Raw genomic sequence first — 25,391 nt, forward strand, 5'->3', positions numbered from 1 at the left:
CGTGCGCCGACCTTCCCTGCTGCTGGCTTACTTCTTGTTCTCGACCGCGTGGCCGCCGAACTGGTTGCGCAGTGCTGCGATCATCTTCATCTGCGGAGAGTCGTCCTGGCGCGAGGCGAAGCGGGCGAAGAGCGACGCGGTGATCGCGGGCAGCGGAACCGCGTTGTCGATGGCCGCCTCGACCGTCCAGCGTCCTTCACCAGAATCGGCGGCGAAACCACGGAGCTGGTCGAGGTGCTCGTCGTCGTCCAGTGCGTTGACCGCGAGATCCAGCAGCCAGGAACGGATGACCGTGCCCTCCTGCCAGGAGCGGAAGACCTCGCGCACATCGGTGACGGAGTCGACCTTCTCCAGAAGCTCCCAGCCCTCGGCATACGCCTGCATCATGGCGTACTCGATGCCGTTGTGGACCATCTTGGCGAAGTGGCCGGCGCCGACCTTGCCGGCGTGAACCGAGCCGAACTCTCCTTCGGGCTTGAGCGCGTCGAAGACCGGCTGCACCTTCGCGACGTTCTCGGCGTCGCCGCCGTACATCAGCGCATAGCCGTTCTCCAGGCCCCAGACGCCACCGGAGACACCGCAGTCGACGAAGCCGATGCCCTTGATGCCCAGCTCGACCGCGTGCTTCTCGTCGTCGGTCCAGCGCGAGTTGCCGCCGTCCACGACGACATCGCCCGGAGAGAGCAGATCAGCCAGCTCATCGATGGTGGACTGGGTCGCGGCACCCGACGGGACCATGACCCATACGACGCGGGGACCCTTGAGCTTGCCCACAAGCTCTTCCAGGCTGTGGACATCGGCGACGTCCGCATTGCGGTCGTAACCGATGACGGTGTGACCAGCGCGGCGGATGCGCTCGCGCATGTTCCCGCCCATCTTGCCGAGGCCGACGAGACCGAGCTCCATCAGAAGATCCTTAGTGACGTGGTGGCGTTTCGTACCCGCGTCCGAGCGTACGCCGGGACACGGGTACACACCTGCGGGGTGACCCGCTCAGACGTACGGCCCCGAACCGGCTCAGCCCGACAGCCGCACCGGCATGATCAGGTACTTGTACGCGTCGTCCGCCTCGGCATCGAGAGCGGGGCGGCCGCTCAGCAGCGCGGGCTTGGTCGACGTCGTGAAGGAGAGCTGGGCGACCGGGGAGTCGATCGCGCTGAGGCCGTCCAGCAGGAACGTCGGGTTGAAGGCGATCGAGATGTCGTCACCGTCGAGCTTGGCGTCCACCCTCTCCACAGCCTGTGCGTCGTCGCTGGATCCTGCCTCCAGGATCAGCACGCCCTGCTCGAAGCTGAGCCGCACCGGGGTGTTCCGCTCGGCGACGAGGGAGACGCGCTTGACGGCCTCGACGAACGCCGGGGTCTCGATGACGGCGATCGAGTTGAACTCGGTGGGGAAGAGCGTCCGGTACTTCGGCAGATCGCCTTCGAGGAGCCGCGTGGTCGTCCGCCGGCCCGCACCCTCGAAACCGATCAGCCCCTCACCGGAGCCGGACCCGGACAGGGCGAGCGTCACGGTGTCACCGCTGGTCAGCGACTTTGCGGTGTCCAGGAGCGTCTTGGCGGGCACCAGGGCGACCGCGGATGCCTCCGGGTCCTCGGGCTTCCACAGGAACTCACGGACCGCGAAGCGGTAGCGGTCGGTGGAGGCCAGGGTCACCCGGTCCCCCTCGATCTCGATCCGTACGCCGGTGAGCACGGGCAGTGTGTCGTCACGGCCCGCGGCGATGGCCACCTGGGCCGCGGCGGACGCGAAGACCTCACCGGGGACGGTGCCGGTCGCGGTCGGCATCTGCGGCAGCGCCGGGTACTCCTCCACAGGAAGGGTGTGGAGAGTGAACCGGGAGGAGCCGCAGACCACCGTCGCACGGACGCCGTCGGTGGAGATCTCCACCGGGCGGTTGGGAAGGGCGCGGCAGATGTCGGCGAGCAGCCGGCCCGACACGAGGACGGTGCCGTGCTCCTCGATCTCCGCATCCACCGAGACCCGCGCCGAGACCTCGTAGTCGAAGCCGGAGAGGCTCAGCGTGCCTTCCTCCGCCTTCAGCAGCAGGCCCGCAAGAACGGGCACCGGCGGACGGGCCGGAAGGCTGCGGGCCGCCCAGGCCACCGCCTCCGCGAGTACATCGCGCTCCACCCGGATCTTCACCGGAACCGCCTCCTGCTGTTGCTCGCTCGCCCTGCTGGCCTTCGTCGTCGGCTTCTTGCCGGGGACCAGTCTGACGTACGCCACCGACACTCGGTGCGCGTCGGGGTCAAGTCGAGCCGGGAGGCACCAGGGGCTCCGGCGGCGAGTTGTGCACAGCGCCCACTTCGAAGCCAATTCCCCGGTAACTCTAGGGGGTAGTAGTAGTAGGGCCTGTGGAAACCGTGGATAACCCCGTTTACGCAGCTCAGAGCCGCTTTTTTGTCCACTGCGCCTGTGGGTGGAGCCGGTGGAAAAGTACGCGGCTCTGTGGACGGCGAAAAGTTCTGCACACCCGGTGCACAGGGGAGGGGTACTTCTCCCCAGCTCCATCCCCAGCTTTACCCACCTTGCCCACAGCCCAACCGACCACCTTGGTGTGACGGCTTTCACTCGACCCGGTGACCGCGGGTGTTTCGTTGCCGAACAGTGGACAAGGGTGTGGAGAAGCTGGGGACAACAGGGCCGTGCCTGTGGGCTGCCGGTGGACAACGAATCCCCAGGCCTGTGGAAGAAAAATCGGTCCACAGGCTGTGGACAGCGGTTGGCCACAAATCCACACCCTCCTGACCTGGACTGATGAAGTCTCAGGTGGTTCGCCTGTGGACACGATCTGGACAACTGATCAGTCCCCAGGGTGTGGACGGGCCATCGCCCCCGATGCTGTGGAGAACATACGTGGGCAGCGCCGTATTCGAACACCGTCGGTGTGAGGAACATGCGGAGAACGCTGCGGAACGGCGAAGGGCGCCCGGGGAGTCGAGTCCCCGGGCGCCCTTCGCAGGCTCTGAAAGCCCTTCGGTCAGCCGTTCTTGATGCGGTTGGTGAGCTCTGTGACCTGGTTGTAGATGGACCGCCGCTCGGCCATCAGGGCCCGGATCTTCCGGTCCGCATGCATCACGGTCGTATGGTCCCGGCCGCCGAACTGCGCCCCGATCTTGGGCAGTGAGAGGTCAGTGAGCTCACGGCAGAGGTACATCGCGATCTGCCGGGCCGTCACCAGTACACGGCTGCGCGAGGATCCGCAGAGATCCTCGATGGTCAGCCCGAAGTAGTCGGCCGTCGCCGCCATGATGGCGCTCGCGGTGATCTCCGGGGCCGCGTCCTCACCGCCGGGAATCAGATCCTTCAGAACGATCTCGGTGAGCCCGAGATCGACCGGCTGGCGGTTGAGCGACGCGAACGCCGTCACCCGGATCAGAGCCCCCTCCAGCTCGCGGATGTTGCGCGAGATGCGGGAGGCGATGAACTCAAGGACTTCCGGAGGGGCGTTGAGCTGCTCCTGGACCGCCTTCTTGCGGAGGATCGCGATCCGTGTCTCTAGCTCAGGCGGCTGTACATCGGTGGTGAGACCCCACTCGAACCGGTTGCGCAACCGGTCCTCCAGGGTCACCAGCTGCTTCGGCGGCCGGTCGGACGAGAGCACGATCTGCTTGTTGGCGTTGTGCAGGGTGTTGAAGGTGTGGAAGAACTCCTCCTGCGTCGACTCCTTGCTCGCCAGGAACTGGATGTCGTCGACGAGGAGGATGTCGACATCGCGGTAGCGCTTGCGGAAGGTGTCGCCCTTGCCGTCGCGGATCGAGTTGATGAACTCGTTGGTGAACTCCTCGGAGCTCACGTAGCGCACCCGGGTTCCCGGGTAGAGGCTCCGGGCGTAGTGACCGATGGCGTGCAGCAGGTGAGTCTTGCCGAGCCCGGACTCCCCGTAGATGAACAGCGGGTTGTAGGCCTTGGCCGGCGCTTCGGCGACAGCGACGGCGGCCGCGTGCGCGAAGCGGTTCGACGCACCGATGACGAAGGTGTCGAAGAGGTACTTGGGATTCAGCCGGGCCTGCGGCTCACCCGGGCCGGGAGCGGGGCCTGGCTGTGCGGCCAGCGGCCCCGGTGCTCCGCTCGGAGCCGGCAGCTGGCGCTGCGAGGACTGGTGGTCGCGCAGGTCGTGGCGCTCGGGCCGCGGCTGCTCGTACTGCTGGCGCTCCGGCTGCTGTCGGTAGTCGTGCTGCGACGGGGAGCGCGGGCCTGTATAGGGGTCACGCTCCTGGAAGCCGCCGAGCCTGGGCTGCTGCCAGGAGAGGTCCTCCTGAGTGCGCGGCCAGGCGCCGGGATCCGGACGCTGCTGCTGGTAGTCCGGGTAGGCGGGCCGGGCGGTCGGCAGTCCGTCGTCCGACGAGCCCTGGCCGTACCCGTCGTAGGTGTCGCCGTGCCGCTCGTACGTGTCGCCGTGCCGCGGCTCGTCGTGCTGCGGGTGCTGATAGCGCTGCTGCTGCGGGGGCTGCTGCATCGGCGGGGGCGGCGGCGAGGGGTCACCGATGGTGTCGTCGACCGTGATGGCGATCCGGATCGGGCGGCCGCATTCGTGGCTCAGCGTCTCGCTGATGAGAGGTGCGAGCCGGCCTTCGAGGACCCGCTTGCCCCATTCATTGGGGACGGCGAGAAGCGCGGTGTCCGCCACCAGCGCCAGCGGCTGGCAGCGCTCGACCCACTGCTTGTCCTTCGGCTCGATATTTTGCTGGCCCTCGCCGAGGAGACGTTCGAGTACTCGTGGCCACACTGCGGCAAGATCGGCAGGTACGTCAGCCACAGGGCACGCTCTCTCGCAGGTCCCACGAATGTGTGGTTCTCGGGACGGGGGGTGAAGACAGGCAGGAAAAAGACTTGGGAGTTCCGCCAAGGTAGTCAGGGCGACCCGCACGGTTCAAGTTGTTGTCCACAGCCTGTGCACAGTGGGGGCCGACGTAAGGGCCGGTTTGACCGGATGGCGTAGTCGCGCGTACCGTGACCAGGTCGAGTTGTCGATGGCTGCTGCCGCCTGCCTCCGATGGGCAATGATCACGATCTGTGGTCGTGAGCGGTGCACACGGGCGTATTCGCGAGCTACTCGTGGGCGCACGGTGACAGCCAGGCGATGTCCCGCCATCACCCGATTCATTTCTGGAGCCCCCGAGTGAGCAAGCGCACCTTCCAGCCGAACAACCGTCGTCGCGCGAAGACCCACGGTTTCCGTCTCCGTATGCGCACGCGCGCCGGTCGCGCCATCCTGGCGACCCGCCGTGGCAAGGGTCGCTCCCGCCTGTCCGCCTGATCTCGTACAGGTCATGACGTGCTGCCTACCGAGAATCGGCTGAGGCGGCGCGAGGACTTCGCAGCCGCAGTACGACGAGGGCGCCGGGCTGGTCGCCCGTTGCTCGTCGTCCATCTGCGCAGCGGTACAACGGACCCGCATGTGCCTGGGGAGAGCACTCCCCCGACACGTGCGGGTTTCGTCGTAAGCAAAGCAGTGGGCGGAGCGGTCGTCCGCACCGCAGTGAAGCGGAAGCTTCGCCATCTGGTGCGCGATCGGCTCCCTCAGCTGCCCCCCGGTAGCCTGGTTGTCGTACGGGCGCTGCCCGGCGCGGGCACCGCCGACCATGCACAGCTGGCCCGAGACCTGGACGCCGCCCTGGCGCGGCTGCTGGGAGGGGGCGCGCGATGAAGTACCCGCTGCTGGCTCTCATCAAGTTGTACCAGTGGACGATCAGCCCGCTTCTGGGGCCTGTCTGCAGGTACTACCCGTCGTGTTCCCACTACGGATATACGGCTATCGACCGGCACGGTGCGGTGAAGGGAACGGCACTGACGGCCTGGCGCATCCTCCGATGCAACCCCTGGTCGCCGGGTGGCGTGGACCACGTTCCGCCGCGCAAACGTCCGCGTTGGCACGAACTGCTGCGCAATGCGTGGCGGAAAAGCAAGGGCGGGCACTCCGGTCAGGAGACCGGCCCGGCCGCAGAGACCTCGCCCAATGCTCAAGGAGCCTGATTAGTGGACACGATTGCCAGTCTGTTCAGCTTTATCACTACCCCAGTTTCCTGGGTCATCGTCCAGTTCCACTCGCTGTACGGAGCCATCTTCGGCCCCGACACGGGCTGGGCCTGGGGGCTGTCCATCGTGTCCCTGGTGGTCCTGATCCGGATCTGCCTGATCCCGCTCTTCGTGAAGCAGATCAAGTCGACCCGTGGCATGCAGGCGCTCCAGCCGAAGATGAAGGCGATCCAGGAGCGCTACAAGAGCGACAAGCAGCGTCAGTCCGAAGAGATGATGAAGCTGTACAAGGAGACGGGTACCAATCCGCTCTCCTCGTGCCTGCCGATCATCGCTCAGTCGCCGTTCTTCTTCGCGCTCTACCACGTACTCTCTGCCATCGCCAACGGGCAGACGAAGGGGTACATCGACAAGCCGCTGCTGGAGAGCGCACAGAAGGCGCACATCTTCGGCGCCCCGCTGGCGGCGAAGTTCATGGACAGCTCGGACAAGGTCGCGGCGCTGGGCGCCTCACTGACCGACGTCCGTATCGTCACCGCGGTCATGATCATCATGATGTCCGCGTCGCAGTTCTACACGCAGCGTCAGCTGATGACGAAGAACGTCGACATGTCCGTCAAGACGCCGTTCATGCAGCAGCAGAAGATGCTGATGTACGTCTTCCCGGTGATGTTCGCAGTGATGGGTGTCAACTTCCCCGTCGGTGTTCTCGTGTACTGGCTCACCACCAACGTGTGGACCATGGGACAGCAGATGTTCGTGATCCACCGGAATCCGACGCCGGGCAGCCAGGCACAGTCCGGTCTGCTGGAGCGGATGCAGAAGCACCTCATCGCACATGGTTCGACGCGGACCCGCCACCAGCGCAACATCATCAAGGGCATCGCCTCCAAGGAGACGAAGGACCGCAACGACGCCGAGCGTAAGTTCATCACCACGCTGAGCAAGGCCGGCCTCGTGGCCCAGGCCGACGGCACCGTGGAGAAGAGCGACGCGGCTGTGGCCGCCGAGGCTGAAGGCGTCAGCCTGGCTGAGGCAGCGCCCAAGCGTCAGCAGCCCAAGCGCCAGACCAAGGCGCAGCGCCAGACGGGTGCTGCTCAGGCAGGCCAGGCGCAGACCGGTGGGACGAAGGCCTCGGAGAAGTCCGCCCCCAAGGGGGCTGATGCTTCCTCCGAGAAGACCTCGCTGGACAAGAGCGCGGCGGAGTCCGGTTCCGAGCCGGACTCCAAGCCTGCTTCCCGTAATGCACGCCAAGCCAAGCCCGGGCAGCGCAAGGGCCAGCAGCGGCCCAAGCACCCGTCCAAGAAGTAAGAAGGAGTCCATCCCGTGACGGAAGGCACCATCACCCCCGCCGCCGCTGAGGGCGACACCCTGAGCCGGCTGGAGCAGGAAGGCGAGATCGCGGCTGACTACCTCGAGGGGCTGCTCGACATCGCGGACCTCGACGGTGACATCGATATGGATGTCGAGGCCGACCGTGCTGCGGTCTCGATCATCAGTGATGCGAGCAGCCGCGACCTTCAGAAGCTTGTGGGACGCGACGGTGAGGTGCTGGAGGCTCTCCAGGAACTCACCAGGCTCGCGGTGCACCGGGAGACCGGGGACCGTAGCCGCCTGATGCTGGACATCGCGGGCTTCCGGGCCAAGAAGCGTGAGGAACTCGCCGCACTCGGCGCCAAGGCGGCCGATGAGGTGAAGAGCTCCGGTGAGCCCGTCAAGCTGGACCCGATGACGCCGTTCGAGCGCAAGGTCGTGCATGACGCGATTGCCGCCGCTGGGCTGCGCAGTGAGTCCGAGGGCGAGGAGCCGCAGCGCTTCGTCGTTGTGCTTCCGGCCTGACCGGTGCATTGTTCTGTCGGCCCCGTCTGTTCGCAGGCGGGGCCGATCTTTGTCAGCTGTTGTCAGCCATCCATGCGGTATCGCGGTAAGGAAGGACGGTCCCCGTGACGGAGTCAGCGGAGCTCCCCCAGGCACCGGAAGTAGCGCATGAGGTTTTCGGCGACTTCTTCCCGGAAGTCGTTCGCTACGCGGAGCTGCTGGCGGACGCGGGGGTCAAGCGTGGGCTGATCGGCCCGCGTGAGGTGCCCAGGCTCTGGGAGCGGCACCTGCTGAACTGCGCGGTGCTGTCCGAGGTGGTTCCCCAGGGTGTGACGGTCTGCGATGTGGGTTCCGGTGCAGGACTGCCGGGCATCCCGCTGGCTCTGGTACGCAGGGATCTGAAGATCACCTTGCTGGAGCCCCTGCTACGGCGGACCAACTTCCTGCAGGAAGTGGTGGAACTGCTGGGGCTCGACCATGTGACGGTTGTCCGTGGCCGGGCGGAAGAGGTCCTGGGCAAGCTCCCCCCGGTCCATGTGGTGACGGCCAGGGCAGTGGCTCCACTGGACCGGCTCGCTGGGTGGGGTGTGCCGCTGCTGCGTCCGTACGGGGAGATGCTGGCCCTCAAGGGCGATACCGCTGAAGAGGAAATTCAGGGCGCACGGGCCGCTCTCAGCAAGCTTGGTGTCGTTGAGACTTCAGTGCTTCAGGTTGGAGAAGGGATCGTCGATCCGCTGTCCACGGTGGTGCGGGTCGAGGTGGGGGAGAGCCCAGGGGGTGTTCGCTTCGCAGCGAAGCGGGCCAAGGCGGCTCGGGTGAGCCGTAGCCGGCGGCGTCGATAGGTGATCACGCGGCCGGAACGCCGCTAAAGCTGGTAAATGGGGGCAATTCGGAGTGTCGTGACGTTGTGAAGCGGCAGCAGAGGCATCTTGTTTCACGTGAAACGTCGCTCTCTGCTGCATGGGATCATCAGTCGCAGTCGCGCTGCCTCCACGCCGCGTGATCGTAGGCCCTTTGGGGCCACAGAGTTGTCCCCAAAGGTGGATTCATCCACAGAAGAACATGCCTCGCTGGTTCACAACCCCGAAAGCATGGCAGGCTCTGTGCATTGCGAGCCTGAAGTCGAGGAGAGTGAATCCTTGCGGTCCGACGCCAACATCGCGGGACCGATGACCGATCCGGTCCCCGGTCCCCGTACCGAGTCGGCGGCAGATGATGTTTCACGTGAAACACCGCCGCCGATGGACGACACCCCTATTGGTCGCGCTGCCCAACTGGCTGTAGAAGCTCTCGGTCGTGCCGGAGAAGGCCTGCCGCGGCCGGAGCAGACACGCGTCATGGTGGTCGCGAACCAGAAGGGCGGCGTCGGTAAGACCACAACAACGGTCAACCTCGCCGCCTCACTCGCGCTGCATGGCGCGCGTGTACTGGTGATTGACCTGGATCCTCAGGGGAACGCCTCTACGGCACTGGGGATCGACCATCACTCCGAAGTCCCGTCGATCTATGACGTTCTGGTGGATAGTCGACCGCTCTCCGAAGTGGTCCAGCCCGTGCCCGATGTCGAGGGCCTCTTCTGTGCCCCGGCCACTATTGATCTCGCGGGCGCCGAGATCGAGTTGGTCTCCCTCGTGGCCCGGGAGAGTCGCCTTCAGCGAGCGCTCCAGGCGTATGAACAGCCCCTGGACTACATCCTGATCGACTGCCCGCCGTCCCTGGGCCTGCTGACCGTCAACGCGATGGTGGCCGGTGCCGAGGTGCTGATCCCGATTCAGTGCGAGTACTACGCACTTGAGGGGCTGGGACAGCTGCTGCGGAACGTCGACCTGGTCCGTGGGCATCTCAATCCGGAGCTGCATGTGTCGACGATTCTGCTCACCATGTACGACGGCAGAACTCGTCTTGCCTCGCAGGTGGCGGATGAGGTGCGCAGCCACTTCGTTCGCGAGGTCCTCAAGACCAGCATTCCACGGTCGGTCCGTATCTCTGAGGCCCCGAGCTATGGGCAGACGGTCCTCACCTATGACCCAGGGTCCAGCGGTTCGCTGTCGTACCTTGAAGCGGCTCGTGAGATCGCATTGCGGGGTGTCGATGTGCACTACGACGGCCGGCACGCGCATACGGGCAGTCAGAACAGTCAGCGGAGCATGTCGGAGGGGATCCAGTGAGTGAGCGACGCAGGGGGTTGGGACGTGGACTCGGTGCGCTGATCCCCGCCGCACCCCAGGAGAAGGTGGGACTCGCCGGTGCTGAGGCGGCGTCCTCCACGGGCACTGCACCAGTGATGACAGCGGAGCGAGGTGTGGCAGCTGCGAAGCTGGCGGCCTTGCCGACCGCACCTGTTTCACCGGAATCGATGGTCCCCGCGCAAGAGTCGGCACCCTCAGCTGCGTCAGAGCGCACGGAGCCCACGAGTGCCTACTTCGCTGAACTGCCGTTGGACGCGATCACGCCCAACCCGCGTCAGCCGCGTGAGGTCTTCGACGATGACGCCCTTGCTGAGCTTGTCTCCTCCATCAAGGAGGTGGGCCTGCTGCAGCCCGTCGTCGTACGTCAGGCCGGGGCCGAACGCTTCGAGCTCATCATGGGTGAGCGACGCTGGCGGGCTTGTCGCGAGGCGGGTCTGGAGCGCATTCCGGCGATCGTCCGAGCCACCGACGACGAAAAGCTTCTTCTGGATGCGCTGCTGGAGAACCTTCACCGTTCCCAGCTGAACCCGCTGGAAGAGGCTGCGGCTTACGATCAGCTGCTCAAGGATTTCAACTGCACACACGATCAGCTCGCTGACCGGATCGGTCGCTCGCGGCCTCAGGTGTCCAACACACTAAGGCTGTTGAGGCTTTCGCCCCCGGTGCAGCGCAGGGTCGCGGCCGGTGTCCTCTCTGCCGGACATGCCCGTGCGCTGCTGTCCGTGGACGACTGCGAAGAGCAGGACCGGCTGGCGCACCGCATCGTGGCGGAGGGTCTCTCGGTCCGTGCGGTCGAGGAGATCGTCACGCTGATGCAGTCGCGTCCGCAGAGCACCCCGAAGGCCAAGGGCCCCAGGGCCGGTGCGCGAGTGTCGCCGGCGCTCTCGGATCTCGCCTCACGGCTCTCGGACCGCTTCGAGACGCGGGTGAAGGTCGATCTGGGGCAGAAGAAGGGAAAGATCGTCGTCGAGTTCGCTTCAATGGATGATCTGGACCGGATCCTCGGCTCGCTCGCCCCCGGTGAAGGACGCGTCCTGGAGAAGCAGAGCGCGGAGGAAGCCGTCGAAGAGGACGAGAGCTGAATCTGCGGCGGGGAGCTGAACACAGGGTGGGGCGTATCCGGTAGCGCGGAGCACGTCCCACCCTTTGCTTTCTCACGGTATCCGTCTGAACGCCGGGATGGATACGATGCGTTCTGGTATGGCGCATCCACCTTGATCCATTGCGGAGGGAGGGCAGGGGCCCATGCGAACGGTGCACCGCAGCCGGCTGGTGACTGCTGGACTGGGACTGGGTGTCGTCGGCGGATTCGTCGGCAGTCTGCTCAGGGAGTGGAGCGTCCTGAGTGCCGCTTGCGAAGCGGCCGGTGAGAGAAGTGAGGAACACCGTTCATGGGGCGTCGGCTTGTACCGCTCACGCTGGACAACCTTCCGGACCTTCCCCAGCGTTGCCGTTCATGTGTCTTCTGGGAGCTCGATCCCGTCAGTGGGGAAGCCGCGATAAAGGCTGGTACGCCAGAGCTGGAGAAGGAAGCCTGGATCTCGGCCGTACTGCTGGAGTGGGGTTCCTGTGGTCGGGTTGTCTACGTCGATGATGTGCCGGTGGGCTTCGTTCTCTATGCGCCACCTGCCTATGTGCCACGCTCGTTGGCCTTTCCGACGAGCCCGGTGTCTCCCGATGCCGTGCAGCTGATAACTGCCTGGATCGCACCCGGATATCAGGGGCAGGGGCTGGGGCGGGTGCTGGTGCAGACGGTGGCGAAGGATCTGCTGCGGAGGAACTTCAAGGCGATCGAGGTGTTCGCCGATGCTCGGTGGAAGGAGCCCGCGTGCCTGCTCCCCGCGGATCATCTGCTTGCGGTCGGTTTCAAGACGGTGAGGCCACACCCGAACTACCCGAGATTGCGGCTTGAGTTGCGTACGACTCTGTCCTGGAAAGAGGACGTGGAGCTTGCCCTGGACCGTCTCCTGGGTGCAGTGAAGAAGGATCCTGTGCTGCGTCCGCTGTGAGGATGGCTCTCACAGAAGTGACCGCACTATGACAACAGGGACCGCCCCGAAGGGCGGCCCCTGTTTCACGTGAAACGTTGGTGGCGTCAGGCCTTGGCCTCGTCGCCGATAAAGCTCTCAAGGTCGCGAACGATCGCGGCCTTCGGCTTGGCACCGACGATGGTCTTGGCCACCTCGCCGCCCTGGTAGACATTGAGCGTCGGAATGGACATCACGCCGTACTTCGCGGCAGTGCTCGGGTTCTCGTCGATGTTGAGCTTGACGACCTCGATCTGGTCACCGTACTCCGCGGCGATGGCCTCGAGAGACGGGGCGATCTGGCGGCACGGACCGCACCAAGCGGCCCAGAAGTCGACCAGAACGGGCTTGTTGTTCTTGAGGACGTCCTCTTCGAAGGAGGCGTCAGTCACGTTCTTCAGGGTGCCGGCCACGGCGGGCTCCTCTTTCTTAACGGGTTGTTCGGGATGGGGAAAGCAACGATCAGGTGCTGGCGATCTTCTCGGGCTCAGCGGCCTTCTCGCTGTCGGCGAGGGCCGAGAGGAAGCGCTCGGCGTCGAGGGCGGCGGAGCAGCCCGTCCCGGCAGCGGTGATGGCCTGACGGTAGGTGTGGTCGACAACGTCACCAGCGCCAAAGACACCGGTGAGGTTGGTCCGCGTCGAAGGCGCGTCGACCTTCAGGTAACCCTCGTCGTCCAGGTTCAGCTGGCCCTTGAACAGCTCAGTACGCGGGTCATGGCCGACGGCGATGAACAGGCCCGTCACGGCAAGCTCAGAGGTCTTTCCGGTCTTGGTGTCGCGCAGCGTCAGGCTGGAGAGCTTCTGCTCGCCGTGGATCACCGCGACCTCGCTGTCCCAGGCGAACTTGATCTTCGGGTCGGCAATGGCGCGCTCCTGCATGGCCTTGGAGGCACGCAGAGTGTCCCGGCGGTGGACGATGGTGACGGACTTGGCGAACCGGGAGAGGAAGGTGGCCTCCTCCATCGCGGTGTCGCCGCCGCCTACGACGGCGATGTCCTGGTCCTTGAAGAAGAAGCCGTCGCACGTGGCACACCAGGAGACACCGCGTCCGGAGAGGGCGTCCTCGTTCGGCAGACCCAGCTTCCGGTGTTGCGAGCCGGTTGTGACGATGACCGCCTTGGCCTGGTGCACGGTGCCGGCGGTGTCGGTGACGGTTTTGATCTCACCGGTCAGATCGACGGCGACGACGTCGTCAGGAACCAGCTCGGCACCGAAGCGCTCTGCCTGAGCGCGCATGCCGTCCATCAGGTCGGGTCCCATGATGCCGTCCTGGAATCCGGGGAAGTTCTCCACCTCGGTGGTGTTCATGAGCGCACCACCGGCGGTGACTGCACCTTCGAAGACCAGCGGCTTCAGTGACGCGCGCGCGGTATAGAGCGCGGCGGTGTAACCGGCGGGCCCGGAGCCGATAATGATCACGTTACGGACGTCGCTCACGGGTTTCTTCCTCGTCTCTGCGGACTGCTTGCTGCCTACTGGGGCCAAGTCCAGCGGACTCTCACCCCACCCAACGGATCCTACGGGGCATGCATTCCCGTAAGGGTCAGCCGCGGGGATAGACGTGGGTCAGGAGCACCTTGCCGCGCGAGGACGGGGCGGCGTGTACGCATGCTGCGTCCACGACATACGCCTGGACCCGGCTGGTGTCGGTGGGGTGCGGCAGTACGACCAGGAAGGCATCGGAGCCTTTGTAGGTTCCCTTCTGGGCAGCGATCGGGCCGTCTGCGCGTCCTATGCCCTTCTCGATACAGGAGGGCACGGACACGGAGGTCCCGTTCTTGAGTGTTGTCGGGCCGGAGTCCATATGGACCGATGGGGCTCTCTTCTCCTGCGGGGAGGCCGTGGTCGCTGAGGTGTCCGAGGCCAGCAGGGAGTGCACCTGGCCCTGCAGGGCGGCATCGGCGAATACGGGTGTCCCGCCGCGCTTCGACGCCTTCTCCGCGGCCCTGGTGTCACTGCTCGATGGAGTGGACGACGACTGCAGGAAGAACGCGCCGATGCCGATGACGGCTGCCCCGAAAGCCGCGCTGAGAGCGGCGACGTGACGTCGCCGTGCCGCACGGGTTCGTCCTGGGCCCGTGGTGGCACGAGGACGGCCTGACGGGCGGTTGCGGTGAGTGGGCTCCGTACTGTGTGAGGGGAGCGATGTTTCACGTGAAACACGCCTCGTGCCTTCGTCCGGCCGGGGTTCGGGCAGGGGCTCCGCAGCCAGAGCGGCGTCGATGCGCTCAGCGATATCGGGGGGCATAAGCCCGGGCGCGGGCTCAACGGTGAGCAGCTCCTGAATCTCGCGGAGCGAACTCCTGACATCGGAACAGAGTGAGCAGGACTCGATGTGCTGTTCTATCTCCCCTGCACGGGATGGCGTAAGGAGACCTTCGGAGAGGTCAGCGATCTCTGAAACATCGGGGTGCTGAGACGTGTCGGCCGTCGATGTCATGCGCGTCCACCTCCGCCCTTCACTGCAGCAGGATCCTGCGGTCCCACGTCTTTCGGCCTCGACGCAGGTGGGACGGATGCCCCCGGCATCCGGTTCCTTACCGTGTCGGCCGGGCTGTCGCTTCCTGTCTCCGCCCGCTTCGGACGCAGATGGGAGAGGAGAGGGAGGAGCCTTGCGCGGCCGCGCGCACAGCGGCTCTTCACGGTGCCCGTAGGCACGTCGAGAATCTGGGCAGCCTCCGCCACCGGATAGCCCTGCATATCGACGAGTACGAGGGCAGCGCGTTGGTCTGCTGGCAGGGTGGTCATGGCCTTGATGAGTTCGCGGTGCAGATCCTGCCGTTCCGCTGGTGCCTCGGCGGATTCATGAGGCTCGAGGAGCTGATCGAGGCGCTCCGTGTCATCGACGGGTGAGGTCTTCCGCGTCGCGGCTTTGCGGGCTCGGTCGAGGCAGGCGTTGACCGTGATGCGGTGCAGCCATGTGGTGACGGCCGACTGGGCCCGGAAGGTGTGGGCGGCGCGGTAGGCGGAGACCAGAGCATCCTGAACGGCGTCGGCGGCCTCCTCACGGTCGTCGAGCGTGCGCAGGGCAACGGCCCAGAGCCGGTCTCGGTGGCGGCGTACCAGCTCACCGAAGGCATCGGCGTCGCCAGCGACGTGGGCAGCCAGCAACTCCTGGTCGTCGGCGGTACCGAGTGCGGTGTCGTCCAACGGTGAGCCCCCTCCCCTGTCCCTGGTCAGCCGGAGAACTTCACATCCGTTATTGCCTGCTTGTACCCCGCGCCGCTGTACTGGTCCCCGGGCGAATCCGGCATGGCCGTGATCCAGACCAGTACATAGCGCGTGTTCACCGGTTTGTCTGCCTTGAAACGCGCTGTCGTGCCGGAGGTGGTCGTCGAAGTGATCTTCTTCATCGAGTCCAGCGGCGCAGAGGGGGACAGTGAATCGGCCGCGTACAGGGAGATTGCTGTCTCGTTGCCCGAGTAGTGCAGCCCTATGGAAGCAGCCGACACGTCCTTGGCCGATCCCAGGTCGTAGACGATCCCCACCCCTTGCTTGAAGGGGGCCAGCTGAGGGCCGTCCTTGAACGAGTAGGTGCGCCAGTAGGTTGAGCTGTCACCGTCGTAGGTCTTTGCGACGTCGGAGGGGTGCTGGGGCTTCCCGTCCGGGTAGTACTCGGCTGCGTCCTTGACCGGAAGCGGCTGAAGAGCCTTCTGCTTGCCGGTGCCGTTGTTGTTGCCGTTGCTGGTCTGGCTGGTGTCCGTGTCACCGGGGTGCTTGCCCCGGTCCAGAAGTGTGTCGGCCAGCTGCCAGCTGCCCAGACCCAGCGCGGCGATCAGCAGCGCAGAGACGGACCACTTGAGCACCTTGCCGGTGCGGCCCTGGAGCGGCGGCGGAGGAGCGGCCACCGGCTGAGCCGGCGCCACCCTTGCACCGGTCGCCGGGCGGCCGTAGGTGCCCTGCTGGTAGTTCGTGCGCTGGTACTCGGGCGGAGGCGTGTAGGCGGGCTCGGGCGGCCGGATCCGAGGCATGGCGGCGACGGCCTTGGCGAGCTCGTCGGGGGTGGTGCAGGGCGGTTCCTGGCGGGACGCGGTGGCGCCGTCGTTGGCCAGGGCACGCATCGCGATCTCCGCGAGATCCCGGTTCACGCCGGCCCGTACCTGATCCGGGGGGAGCAGGCCGACGCCCTTGGGCAGGCCCGAGAGACCATAGGCATCGGTTTCGTAGGGCCAGCGCTGCGTCAGTGAGGCGTACAGCAGGGCGCCGATGGCCTCTGTGTCCGTGCGCTGGGGAGTGTCCGATGTGATGCCGCGGAGTGCCGCGTTCACGGCGAGACCGCGGATGCGGTACTGCCCGGAAGAGGTGCGCAGAACAGCGCTCGGTGTGAGCCTCAGATGGGACAGGCCCTCACGGTGAGCGGCGGCCATGGCCTGCGAGACCTGGCTGACGAGCTGGTAGGCGTCGTGGGCCTCCAGGGGGCCAGAAGCGAGCAGCGCGGTGATTTCTGTCGCGTCGGGCAGCCATTCGTGCACGACATAGACGAGATCGTTCTCCTCGACGGCATCCAGGACCTGCACGAAGCGCGGGTCGCCGAGGAGAGCCGAGGACCGGGCGGCCGCGAGTACGGCGCGTGCCCGGGCGTGATCAGCGGGGAGCAGATGCACACCGACAGCGCGCCGGAGTTTCTCGTCGACCGCACGCCAGCTGCTGAAACCGTCCAGACGGGTGACGCACTCCTCAAGGCGGTAGCGTCTGGCGAGCTTGTGTCCACTGTGGAGCTCGGGCGCTCCCGCGGACTCTGTCGGCTTCTTCTCGCTCTCCCCGTCCTGGGTGCCTTCACCGGCCGTGGTATCAGCCGATTCCTGAGGTTCCGCCGTGCCGTCGGCCGTGGCCTTGTCCGCCTTGGCGGCCAGCGGCTTGTCGCCACTGTTGTCGGCCACGTCGACGGCAGCCGTGCTACGTTCCGCCACCGTCGTTCCTGCCTCCCCATCCGTTGCGCGCTGTCGACCAGTCTGCAAAGCCATGCCAATTGTGCCCACAGTCCGCCGCTATGCACGACACGCAGCGTCGGACGATGGTTGTGCGATGCGCTCGGCGCCTAGCGGCCCAGGCGACCGCGCACCATGGCCACCATCGAGTTGAGCTCGGCGATCCGCATGCGCTTCGCGGCGACGAAGAACACACCGAAAAGTACGGCGCCCCCGACGACCAGCGCAGCCACCGATCCCAGCACACCCTCCCCGAGTTCCCGGATGATGCCGAATCCGACGGCGCCGCCGACGATGGCTCCCGGGAGGGAGGCCAGGGCCAGACGGGCGTACGTACGGAGGATGTGGGCGCCGTCCAGGTCCCCGCCAAGACGGTTGCGCAGCCGGCGCCAGGCGACCCCGACACCGACCGCGTAGGCCAGCCCGTAAGAGGCGGCCATGCCGACCACCGCCCACTGGGACGGGAGGGCGACGTAGCAGAGCGCGGAGGCCGCGGCGTTGACCGCGGCGACGATGACCGTGTTGTAGAAGGGGGTGCGGGTGTCCTCGTACGCGTAGAAGCCGCGGAGGACGACGTACTGCACCGAGTACGGGATCAGGCCGAGCGCGAAGGCCATCAGGACGTAGCCCATGGACTGGGAGGCCTGGACACCGCTGGAGGCGAACAGGAGGGTGCAGACCGGTACGCCCAGGGCCAGGAAGACGAAGGAGACCGGAACGATCGCGACGGCGGAGTTCCGCAGCCCCTGCGAGATGTCGTCGCGGACCGCGCCGACATCTCCGTCATTGGCCGCACGGGAGATCCGCGGCAGCAGGGCGGCCATGACCGAGACGGTGATGATCGCCTGGGGCATTCCCCAGATCAGCTGTGCGTTCGAGTAGGCCATGATGCCTGCGCCGGACCGCCCGGAGTCCTTGCCCGCGGCGGTGGCGAGCTGGGTGACCACCAGGACGCCCGCCTGGTTGGCGAGGACGAACAGGACTGTCCACTTGGCGAGCTTCACGGCCTTGCCGAGACCGTGTCCGCGCCAGTCGAAGCGCGGGCGGAAGCGGAAACCGGCCTCCCGCAGGTAGGGGATCATTGAGAGGGCCTGGACCGTCAGACCGAGCAGGGTGCCGATGCCGAGCAGCCGCACCCCGTCCGGGGGGATGGTCGTCACCTTCATGTGGGAGTCGGCGGCTGTGCCGTAGACCCAGATGAACAGCCCGAAGGTGAAGATCATGACGATGTTGTTGAGGACCGGGGTCCACATCATCGCGCCGAACTTTCCGCGGGCGTTCAGGATCTGCCCCATCACGACGTGCACACCCATGAAGAAGATGGTGGGCAGGCAGTAGCGCGCGAAGGTGACAGCGACGTGGTTGGCAGCCGGATCGTCGGCGATGGGCAGGGACATCAGCCGGATCAGCAGTGGTGCGGCGAAGACCGCGATTCCGACGATGACTCCGAGGGCCACCATGACGACGGTGAGCAGACGGTTGGCGTAGGCCTCGCCGCCGTCGCCGTCCTCCTTCATCGAGCGCACCAGTTGTGGCACGAAGACGGAGTTAAGGCCGCCGCCCACGGTCAGGATGTAGATCATCGTGGGCAGTGTGTAGGCCACGGTGAAGGAGTCGCCGAGGAGCGCCGCACCCAGCGCGGCAGTGATCACCATGGTGCGCACAAAGCCGGTGAGACGTGAGACCAGGGTCCCTGCGGCCATCACCGCGCTGGACTTCAGAAGGCCGGATGCGCCGCCCGATTTCTCGGGGGGAGGATCGATCGGGGCGGGCTCCTGCGGGCCACCGGGGGGCGGGACGGGGGCGGCTCCCTGCTGGTCCCGGAAGAGATGGGCGAACGCGTCCTGCTGCTCCGGTTCGTTCCCGGCCTGGGTCACCAGATCGTCGACGCCGACGAACTGAGTCGTCGCGTCATCCCCGTACGGAAGGTAGCGGGACGGGCCGTCCGGCTCGGGTGGCGGCGTCTGGGCCCACACCCGGGGGTCCGGTGGGTACTGCGCGGCGGGCGGCTGCTGGTACATCGGCTGCGTTTCGGCGTATGTGCCAGGGGGAGGCGGGGGGTGGGACGCACGGTCGTAGAGCGCATCCGCCACCGGGTCCTGGGCGCCGAGGCCGTATGCCCCGTACGGGTCGTAGCCGTAGGCGTCCTGGACATATGGATCCGGGGCAGGCTGATCCTGGCCCGCGGGCGGCTCGGGGGGTGTCCCACCGGAATACGCAGCCCCGCCCCCAGCACCCTGGTCACGGTCACCGTCGTACGGCGCGTTCATTGGTTACCCCACCTCATCGTCCCCGGCCGGCCGGCCACGACATCGCTCAACGGTCCACTTTCTCACCCGTGCCCGACGGGTTGCCGTTTTCCGCTCCGGTGTCCGCCTCCGGGTCACTCGGCTGCTGCGGGTCGTCGCCGCCAGCAGCGGCCGCCCGAGCGGCAGGCTTGCGATGCGTGTACATCCTGATTCCGGCGAGTACCAGAAGCAGCAGACCTCCGGCGATCACCAGCATGACCGTCAGTGTCATCTCCGAGACCGTCACGGTGAAAGGCATCGCCTTGGCACTGCCGTACGGTGTGCCGTCCTCCGTGAAGAGCTGGGCGTACACCCTGACGGGCCCGTTGGCGTTGATCGATGTGGTGAACTTCACCGTCTGGCTGTGGCCGCCCGCGATCTCCAGAGGCTGCTCGGCGACGGCCGCCTTGTCGTCTCCCAGCTGAAGACGGTTGGGGCTGGTCGAGCGCAGCTTCAGCACCAGGTGCTTGACGGGCTGGAGCAGCTTGTTCTGCACGGTCACCGGGATCGTCGCACTGCGTCCGGACAGCGTCATGTCGGACTTCTGGACGATCTGCACTTCTCCGGTGAGGCTCAGCAGATAGGACTGGACCCCGGCGCGGTAGGAGCTCGCTCCCTTGGCGTCACCGCGCCATGAGGTCGCCAAGGACCGGTCCATGGCGTTGCTGAAGGGCGTCACCACCCGGTCCGGCTGGCTAAGGATGATCTTGAAGTTGTCGAGCGTGGACTGTGTGGTCCTGACGTCCTGGAACGCCTTGACCGGTAGTTCCTGGCGGCGCAGGGACGATGGGTACGCCGATGAGCTCGGCACCCTCGTCGTCGCGTCGGGGTCCGCCTTGGCCTTGGCCGCATCGGTGAGGCTGAGAGGCTGGGTCCAGCGCTTCTCGTCGAGTGTGCGCAGTGCGCTCGCCATCGACTGGGCCTGACTGACGGACGGCATCCGCTGGGGGGCGACGACAATGCTGCGCTGCTTCGACGGCTCCTGCAGGGTCAGGGCGAGTGACTGGGCGAGGTAGTTCTGCACGGCGAGAGTGGAGGCTCCCGCCTCGGCCATGTCTCCCTGGAAGGCATGGGAGAGCCTGGAGTCGGAGACCACCGCGGTGGTGCCACCGCCGATGGGCCGGGCCGCTGTGGGGGTGTACGGCAGTCCGGCCGTCTCGTCCAGGCTGTCGCTGCTGGCGATCACATTGTGGGCCCCGGCAGAAGTGGCCACGTCGACGATCGAAGGGTCGATCGCCCCACTGGCGGGCCAGGCGAAATCGGTGGACGCCTTCACATGAAGGATCGTCTGCACGGTCTTGCCGGCGATCTCGGTGGCCGACTGCAGATGGCTCAGAGCACCGGGGACGTTCTTGCCGTGGTGTGCCAGTGAGGCGAGGTCGGGATCGGCGAACGGCAGCGCGACGACCTGCTGGCCCTTTACCGCGTCCTCCAGATCACTCAGCCATTTCTTGGCGACGGCCTGGTTCTTGCCCGCGACCTGGGTGTCTCCGACCTGGATCTGATAGTTCCGGGTCATCGCGTCGACACTCGCCAGCAGATCCGGGTCGATGACCCAGGTGACCGGCAGGGAACGGCCCAGCGACACCATCTGCTCCAGCCGGCCGCCGGGGGCTAGCTCCTCCGCCAGATCGTCGTTCTCGAAGACCGGGGTCTGCTGCGCGTCTGCGCTGGTCTCGGCTCGCAGATGGACCTTCGAGATGAGCGGCCACACCGAAGTGATCTGTGTCTTCTTGCTCTGTGGCGTGGGCTGCCACGGCAGGAAGGTCCGCTGGATGCCGAGCTCCTGCTCGTACGGGGCGCTGGGTGTCTGGCCGGAGAGGGAGACGCCGAGCTGGTACACGCCGTCCGCGTCGAGACTCAGCTTGCTCACGGGGACGGAGATCGAGAAGTCCTCGCTGATCCCCGCGGGCAGTTTCGCGAATTTCTGTGTGTACTTGCCGCCGACCTCCTGCGGGTCGGTGCCCGTCAGGTCCGAGGCGTGCTTCGCCGCGTCATCGATGGCCGATCGGCCGGCAAGGCGCGGGCCCACACGGACACCGACGTGGGCGTCGGTGATGGCTTCCTTGCGCTTGTTCGTCACTGTGCCCGTGATGGTGACGGTGTCGCCCTTCACCGGTGCACTGGGAGACAGCGCATCAAGACTGACGGCTACTGCGCCAGTGCTCTGTGCAGTGACGGCAGCTTGCGCAGGGGCCGCTGCCGGACCGTAGAAAAGGCCCGCCATGAGCGTTCCACCGGCGAGCAGCGACGCTGTGCGCCGCAGCCACCGGCGGGCAGGAGAAGGAGTCATCTCCTGGAAGTGTGCCGCCTCGGCCACGCGCTTGCCCGTCCCTCGTCTTCGTCGGCTGATTCGGTGGTTCTCGGTTGCTGCGTCCACGCATGGTAACGATGCGCCCTGGGCCTGAGTGCCACGGACTGCTCCACATGATCGGAAGGGCGATCGCGGCTGCCGGGAAATCCGGACGCTCCGGTCGGCACGGGCACGTACCCTTTTCTGTTGTGCCGAACGCCAATGATGACAATCCCAGTGCACTGAGTCAGGTGCAGCACCGCGCGGTCGCCGAACTGCTGCGGGTGTCCCCGGTCGCAGATGACCTTGCCCGCCGCTTCCAGGATGCCCAGCACAGCCTCGCGCTGGTCGGAGGATCGGTCAGGGACGCGCTGCTCGGCCGGCTCGGCAATGATCTGGACTTCACCACCGATGCCCGCCCCGACGACGTACTGAAGATTGTCCGGCCCTGGGCCGATGCGGTGTGGGAGGTCGGAATCGCCTTCGGGACCGTCGGCTGTCAGAAGGACGGCTATCTGATCGAGGTCACGACGTACCGCTCCGAGGCCTACGACAGGACCTCCCGCAAGCCCGAGGTGGCCTACGGCGACTCGATCGAGGAAGACCTCCTGCGCCGTGATTTCACGGTCAACGCGATGGCTGTCGCTCTTCCCGAGAAGGCCTTCGTCGACCCGCATGGCGGCCTGGAGGATCTCGCGGGCCGGATACTGCGTACGCCCGGCACACCGGAGGATTCGTTCTCGGACGATCCGCTCCGCATGATGCGGGCTGCCCGCTTCGCGGCGCAGCTGGACTTCGAGGTCGCGCCCGAGGTGGTCGCCGCGATGACGGCGATGTCCGAGCGTATCGGGATTGTCTCGGCCGAGCGTGTACGTGACGAGCTCAACAAACTGCTGCTGTCCGCGAACCCGCGCAAGGGCCTCACGCTGCTCGTCGATACCGGGCTCGCTGAGCGAGTGCTTCCTGAACTTCCCGCGCTGCGTCTGGAGAGTGACGAGCACCACCGGCACAAGGATGTCTATGAGCACTCGCTGACCGTGCTGGAGCAGGCCATCGATCTGGAGCAGGACGGCCCTGATCTGGTGCTCCGGCTGGCGGCCCTGCTCCATGACATCGGTAAGCCCAGGACGCGGCGCTTCGAGAAGGACGGGGGCGTCTCCTTCCATCACCACGAGGTGGTGGGCGCGAAGCTGACCAAGAAGCGCCTGACCGCACTCAAGTACTCCAATGACATCGTGAAGGACGTCACGAAGCTGGTGGAGCTCCATTTGCGCTTCCACGGCTATGGGACCGGTGAGTGGACCGACTCGGCTGTACGGCGCTATGTACGTGACGCCGGACCGCTGCTGGAGCGGCTGCACAAACTCACGAGGTCGGACTGCACCACACGCAATAAGCGCAAGGCCAGTGCTCTCTCGCGCGCGTACGACGGCTTGGAGGAGCGCATCGCGCATCTGCAGGAGCAGGAGGAGCTGGACTCGATCCGTCCTGACCTGGACGGTAACCAGATCATGGAGATCCTGGGTGTTGGCCCGGGTCCTGCGATCGGCACCGCCTACAAGTTCCTCCTTGAGCTCCGGCTGGAGAACGGGCCGATGGAGCACGACGTAGCGGTGACAGCGCTCAAGGAGTGGTGGGCCGCGCAGGACTGAGGTCATGTTTCACGTGAAACATGAGGGACTGCATGGCCAAGGGGCGGTGTTTCACGTGAAACACCGCCCCTTCGTGGCTCACGGCCTTGCCCAGTAGATCCCGGACCCGCCTGGGCATGGAAAGAGCCCCGGACAACTTGTCCGGGGCTCTCGACGGTCAGTGGTCGACCGCCCTCAGGCTTCTCAGGCCGAGCTTCAGCGCTCGACCTCGCCCTTGATGAACTTCTCGACGTTCTCGTAGGCCTCGTCGTCGAAGTACTGCACCGGCGGCGACTTCATGAAGTACGAGGAGGCGGAGAGGATCGGGCCACCGATGCCGCGGTCCTTGGCGATCTTCGCGGCGCGGACGGCGTCGATGATGACACCGGCGGAGTTCGGGGAGTCCCACACCTCGAGCTTGTACTCAAGGTTCAGCGGAACGTCACCGAAGGCGCGGCCCTCAAGGCGCACGTACGCCCACTTGCGGTCGTCCAGCCAGGCCACGTAGTCCGAGGGGCCGATGTGGACGTTGTCGGCGCCCAGGTCGCGGTCGCGGATCTGCGAGGTGACCGACTGCGTCTTGGAGATCTTCTTGGACTCCAGGCGGTCGCGCTCCAGCATGTTCTTGAAGTCCATGTTGCCGCCGACGTTCAGCTGCATGGTGCGCTCCAGGCGCACACCGCGGTCTTCGAAGAGCTTGGCCATAACGCGGTGCGTGATGGTGGCGCCGACCTGCGACTTGATGTCGTCACCGACGATCGGCACGCCGGCCTCGGTGAACTTGTCCGCCCACTCCTTGGTGCCGGCGATGAAGACCGGGAGAGCGTTGACGAACGCGACCTTGGCGTCGATGGCGCACTGCGCGTAGAACTTCGCGGCGACTTCGGAGCCGACGGGCAGGTAGCAGACGAGGACGTCCACCTGCTTGTCCTTGAGGACCTGGACGATGTCGACCGGAGCCTCGTCGGACTCCTCGATGGTCTCGCGGTAGTACTTGCCGAGGCCGTCGTGGGTGTGGCCGCGCTGGACCGTGACGCCCTTGTTCGGGACGTCGGTGATCTTGATGGTGTTGTTCTCACTGGCGCCGATGGCGTCCGCGAGGTCGAGGCCGACCTTCTTCGCGTCGACATCGAAGGCGGCGACGAACTCGACGTCACCTACGTGGTAGTCGCCGAACTGGACGTGCATCAGACCGGGCACCTTGCCGGCCGGATCTGCGTCCTTGTAGTACTCGACGCCCTGCACCAGCGAGGCGGCGCAGTTACCCACGCCGACGATGGCTACGCGAACCGAACCCATTCCGGTTGCTCCCTGTGTGTTCTCGACGAAGCCCTGCGGACGCAGAGCCTCACTTGGCGATGTCCTCGGACGGATCCGGCGGGGCGGTACCCCGATGCCGGGGCAGGCCGCCCGTGTCTCCTGATATGTCCTGCTGAGCGGCGTCGGGGGATCGTCGCTGATCCCGGCCCGCACGCTCGCTCTCGATGAGCTCGTTCAGCCAGCGCACTTCGCGCTCCACGGACTCCATGCCGTGCCGCTGCAGCTCAAGCGTGTAATCGTCCAGCCGCTCGCGCGTCCGGACCAGAGAGGCGCGCATCTTCTCCAGACGCTCCTCCAGCCGGCTGCGGCGGCCTTCCAGCACCCGCATCCGCACCTCGCGCTCCGTCTGCCCGAAGAAGGCAAAACGTGCAGCGAAGTGCTCGTCCTCCCAGGTGTCCGGGCCGGTGTGCGACAGGAGCTCTTCGAAGTGCTCCTTACCGTCCGCAGTCAACCTGTAGACGATCTTGGCGCGGCGTCCGGCGAGTGAAGCCGCCACTGCGTCCTCCGGGGCGCTGCCCGGCTCCTCGATCAACCAGCCGCTGGCAACCAGCGTCTTGAGGCAGGGGTAAAGGGTCCCGTAGCTGAAGGCCCTGAAGATCCCCAGTGAGGTGTTCAGACGTTTGCGCAGCTCATAGCCGTGCATGGGGGACTCTCGGAGCAGACCGAGTACGGCGAATTCGAGGATGCCGGAGCGCCTGCTCAACCTTCGCCTCCTCTGTCGTCCAGGTCACTTATGCCGTGCTGATGTATCGACTCGATACATCAGCACGATAGAACGACCTTGCGTTTGCGACAAGGGGAGCCATCGTGACCGGTGTCACATCAACGATTCACAGGCAGCAACTTGCCTGATTTGAGGCGAACCTCGGCTCTGGGAAGGGTTTGCGCGTGCGTAGTCTGTGCGGCATGCAG

General features: G+C 66.1%; 23 protein-coding genes. 11 read left to right on the forward strand and 12 right to left on the reverse strand.

The window, feature by feature from the left end; translation table 11 throughout:
* Nucleotides 1–27: 27 nt before the first annotated feature.
* From gnd to dnaA, 3 genes are all read right to left on the reverse strand, one after another.
* The gene (gene gnd, locus ACWGKJ_RS20650) at nt 28–906 is read right to left on the reverse strand and encodes a phosphogluconate dehydrogenase (NAD(+)-dependent, decarboxylating) (RefSeq protein WP_385017214.1); all 879 of its coding nucleotides are present in this window, start codon (nt 904–906) and stop codon (nt 28–30) included.
* Nucleotides 907–1,017: 111 nt separating this feature from the next.
* A complete protein-coding gene (dnaN, locus tag ACWGKJ_RS20655; protein ID WP_385017439.1) occupies nt 1,018–2,148 on the reverse strand; it encodes a DNA polymerase III subunit beta in 1,131 nt (376 codons plus the stop codon).
* Between the two features lie 838 nt (nt 2,149–2,986).
* Nucleotides 2,987–4,765, reverse strand: a complete 1,779-nt coding sequence (dnaA, locus tag ACWGKJ_RS20660) for a chromosomal replication initiator protein DnaA (protein ID WP_385017217.1) — start codon at nt 4,763–4,765, stop codon at nt 2,987–2,989.
* Between the two features lie 363 nt (nt 4,766–5,128).
* On the opposite strand from dnaA, the gene rpmH reads away from it, so the two are divergent.
* The 9 genes from rpmH to ACWGKJ_RS20705 all read left to right on the forward strand — a co-directional run bounded on the left by rpmH (nt 5,129) and on the right by ACWGKJ_RS20705 (nt 12,001).
* Nucleotides 5,129–5,266 carry a 50S ribosomal protein L34 gene (gene rpmH, locus ACWGKJ_RS20665; RefSeq protein WP_030990579.1) on the forward strand — a complete coding sequence of 46 codons (138 nt, stop codon included), beginning with the start codon at nt 5,129–5,131 and terminating at the stop codon, nt 5,264–5,266.
* An 18-nt stretch (nt 5,267–5,284) separates the two neighbouring features.
* Complete coding sequence (rnpA, locus tag ACWGKJ_RS20670; protein WP_164258230.1) at nt 5,285–5,656, forward strand: ribonuclease P protein component; 372 nt, start codon at nt 5,285–5,287, stop codon at nt 5,654–5,656.
* Entirely contained in the window at nt 5,653–5,982 is a 330-nt protein-coding gene (yidD, locus tag ACWGKJ_RS20675) for a membrane protein insertion efficiency factor YidD (RefSeq protein ID WP_164258231.1), read from the forward strand. Before rnpA ends, yidD begins: the two co-directional genes overlap by 4 nt.
* Before the next feature lie 3 nt (nt 5,983–5,985).
* Nucleotides 5,986–7,296: a membrane protein insertase YidC gene (yidC, locus tag ACWGKJ_RS20680; RefSeq protein WP_385017223.1), complete on the forward strand. Its 1,311-nt coding sequence runs from the start codon at nt 5,986–5,988 to the stop codon at nt 7,294–7,296.
* Between the two features lie 15 nt (nt 7,297–7,311).
* A complete protein-coding gene (locus ACWGKJ_RS20685; RefSeq protein WP_385017226.1) occupies nt 7,312–7,824 on the forward strand; it encodes a Jag family protein in 513 nt (170 codons plus the stop codon).
* 104 nt (nt 7,825–7,928) lie between these two features.
* Complete coding sequence (gene rsmG, locus ACWGKJ_RS20690; protein ID WP_385017229.1) at nt 7,929–8,645, forward strand: 16S rRNA (guanine(527)-N(7))-methyltransferase RsmG; 717 nt, start codon at nt 7,929–7,931, stop codon at nt 8,643–8,645.
* Between the two features lie 249 nt (nt 8,646–8,894).
* Entirely contained in the window at nt 8,895–9,971 is a 1,077-nt protein-coding gene (locus ACWGKJ_RS20695; protein WP_385017442.1) for an AAA family ATPase, read from the forward strand.
* Nucleotides 9,968–11,074, forward strand: coding sequence for a ParB/RepB/Spo0J family partition protein (locus ACWGKJ_RS20700; RefSeq protein WP_385017232.1), 1,107 nt, complete (start codon nt 9,968–9,970; stop codon nt 11,072–11,074). The genes ACWGKJ_RS20695 and ACWGKJ_RS20700 overlap by 4 nt, the downstream gene beginning before the upstream one ends.
* A 309-nt stretch (nt 11,075–11,383) precedes the next feature.
* Nucleotides 11,384–12,001, forward strand: coding sequence for a GNAT family N-acetyltransferase (locus ACWGKJ_RS20705; RefSeq protein ID WP_385017234.1), 618 nt, complete (start codon nt 11,384–11,386; stop codon nt 11,999–12,001).
* 86 nt (nt 12,002–12,087) lie between these two features.
* On the opposite strand, the gene trxA is transcribed toward ACWGKJ_RS20705, so the two are convergent.
* The 3 genes from trxA to ACWGKJ_RS20720 all read right to left on the reverse strand — a co-directional run bounded on the left by trxA (nt 12,088) and on the right by ACWGKJ_RS20720 (nt 13,784).
* A complete protein-coding gene (gene trxA / locus ACWGKJ_RS20710; protein ID WP_385017236.1) occupies nt 12,088–12,432 on the reverse strand; it encodes a thioredoxin in 345 nt (114 codons plus the stop codon).
* A 49-nt stretch (nt 12,433–12,481) separates the two neighbouring features.
* Nucleotides 12,482–13,456 (reverse strand): thioredoxin-disulfide reductase, encoded by a 975-nt coding sequence (gene trxB / locus ACWGKJ_RS20715; RefSeq protein WP_385017239.1) that lies wholly within the window; start codon nt 13,454–13,456, stop codon nt 12,482–12,484.
* Between the two features lie 106 nt (nt 13,457–13,562).
* Nucleotides 13,563–13,784, reverse strand: coding sequence for a hypothetical protein (locus ACWGKJ_RS20720; protein ID WP_385017242.1), 222 nt, complete (start codon nt 13,782–13,784; stop codon nt 13,563–13,565).
* Between the two features lie 13 nt (nt 13,785–13,797).
* Between ACWGKJ_RS20720 and ACWGKJ_RS20725 the strand changes: the two genes are divergently transcribed.
* Nucleotides 13,798–14,064: a hypothetical protein gene (locus tag ACWGKJ_RS20725; RefSeq protein ID WP_385017245.1), complete on the forward strand. Its 267-nt coding sequence runs from the start codon at nt 13,798–13,800 to the stop codon at nt 14,062–14,064.
* Between the two features lie 391 nt (nt 14,065–14,455).
* Here ACWGKJ_RS20725 and sigM read toward each other — a convergent pair whose 3' ends face one another.
* From sigM to ACWGKJ_RS20745, 4 genes are all read right to left on the reverse strand, one after another.
* On the reverse strand, nt 14,456–15,169 hold the full coding sequence (gene sigM, locus ACWGKJ_RS20730) for an RNA polymerase sigma factor SigM (protein WP_385017248.1): 714 nt from the start codon (nt 15,167–15,169) through the stop codon (nt 14,456–14,458).
* Nucleotides 15,170–15,195: 26 nt separating this feature from the next.
* Complete coding sequence (locus ACWGKJ_RS20735; RefSeq protein WP_385017251.1) at nt 15,196–16,929, reverse strand: protein kinase family protein; 1,734 nt, start codon at nt 16,927–16,929, stop codon at nt 15,196–15,198.
* 128 nt (nt 16,930–17,057) lie between these two features.
* Nucleotides 17,058–19,217, reverse strand: a complete 2,160-nt coding sequence (gene murJ / locus ACWGKJ_RS20740) for a murein biosynthesis integral membrane protein MurJ (RefSeq protein ID WP_385017254.1) — start codon at nt 19,215–19,217, stop codon at nt 17,058–17,060.
* A gap of 46 nt (nt 19,218–19,263) precedes the next feature.
* Nucleotides 19,264–21,555: a DUF6049 family protein gene (locus ACWGKJ_RS20745; RefSeq protein ID WP_385017257.1), complete on the reverse strand. Its 2,292-nt coding sequence runs from the start codon at nt 21,553–21,555 to the stop codon at nt 19,264–19,266.
* A gap of 182 nt (nt 21,556–21,737) precedes the next feature.
* Here ACWGKJ_RS20745 and ACWGKJ_RS20750 point away from each other — a divergent pair, with 182 nt between their 5' ends.
* Complete coding sequence (locus ACWGKJ_RS20750; protein WP_385017261.1) at nt 21,738–23,180, forward strand: CCA tRNA nucleotidyltransferase; 1,443 nt, start codon at nt 21,738–21,740, stop codon at nt 23,178–23,180.
* 195 nt (nt 23,181–23,375) lie between these two features.
* On the opposite strand, the gene ACWGKJ_RS20755 is transcribed toward ACWGKJ_RS20750, so the two are convergent.
* On the reverse strand, nt 23,376–24,458 hold the full coding sequence (locus ACWGKJ_RS20755; RefSeq protein ID WP_385017264.1) for an inositol-3-phosphate synthase: 1,083 nt from the start codon (nt 24,456–24,458) through the stop codon (nt 23,376–23,378).
* Between the two features lie 49 nt (nt 24,459–24,507).
* Complete coding sequence (locus ACWGKJ_RS20760) at nt 24,508–25,182, reverse strand: PadR family transcriptional regulator (protein ID WP_385017266.1); 675 nt, start codon at nt 25,180–25,182, stop codon at nt 24,508–24,510.
* Between the last annotated feature and the right edge of the window lie 209 nt (nt 25,183–25,391).

This window comes from Streptomyces sp. NPDC054757, assembly GCF_053612185.1.

Coding starts and splice junctions, on each gene's coding strand:
- yidD (WP_164258231.1), top strand. CDS start 5,653: ATGAAGTACCCGCTGCTGGCTCTCATCAAGTTGTACCAGTGGACGATC.
- ACWGKJ_RS20705 (WP_385017234.1), top strand. CDS start 11,384: ATGGGGCGTCGGCTTGTACCGCTCACGCTGGACAACCTTCCGGACCTT.
- ACWGKJ_RS20755 (WP_385017264.1), bottom strand. CDS start 24,458: ATGGGTTCGGTTCGCGTAGCCATCGTCGGCGTGGGTAACTGCGCCGCC.
- gnd (WP_385017214.1), bottom strand. CDS start 906: ATGGAGCTCGGTCTCGTCGGCCTCGGCAAGATGGGCGGGAACATGCGC.
- ACWGKJ_RS20695 (WP_385017442.1), top strand. CDS start 8,895: ATGGCAGGCTCTGTGCATTGCGAGCCTGAAGTCGAGGAGAGTGAATCC.
- murJ (WP_385017254.1), bottom strand. CDS start 19,217: ATGAACGCGCCGTACGACGGTGACCGTGACCAGGGTGCTGGGGGCGGG.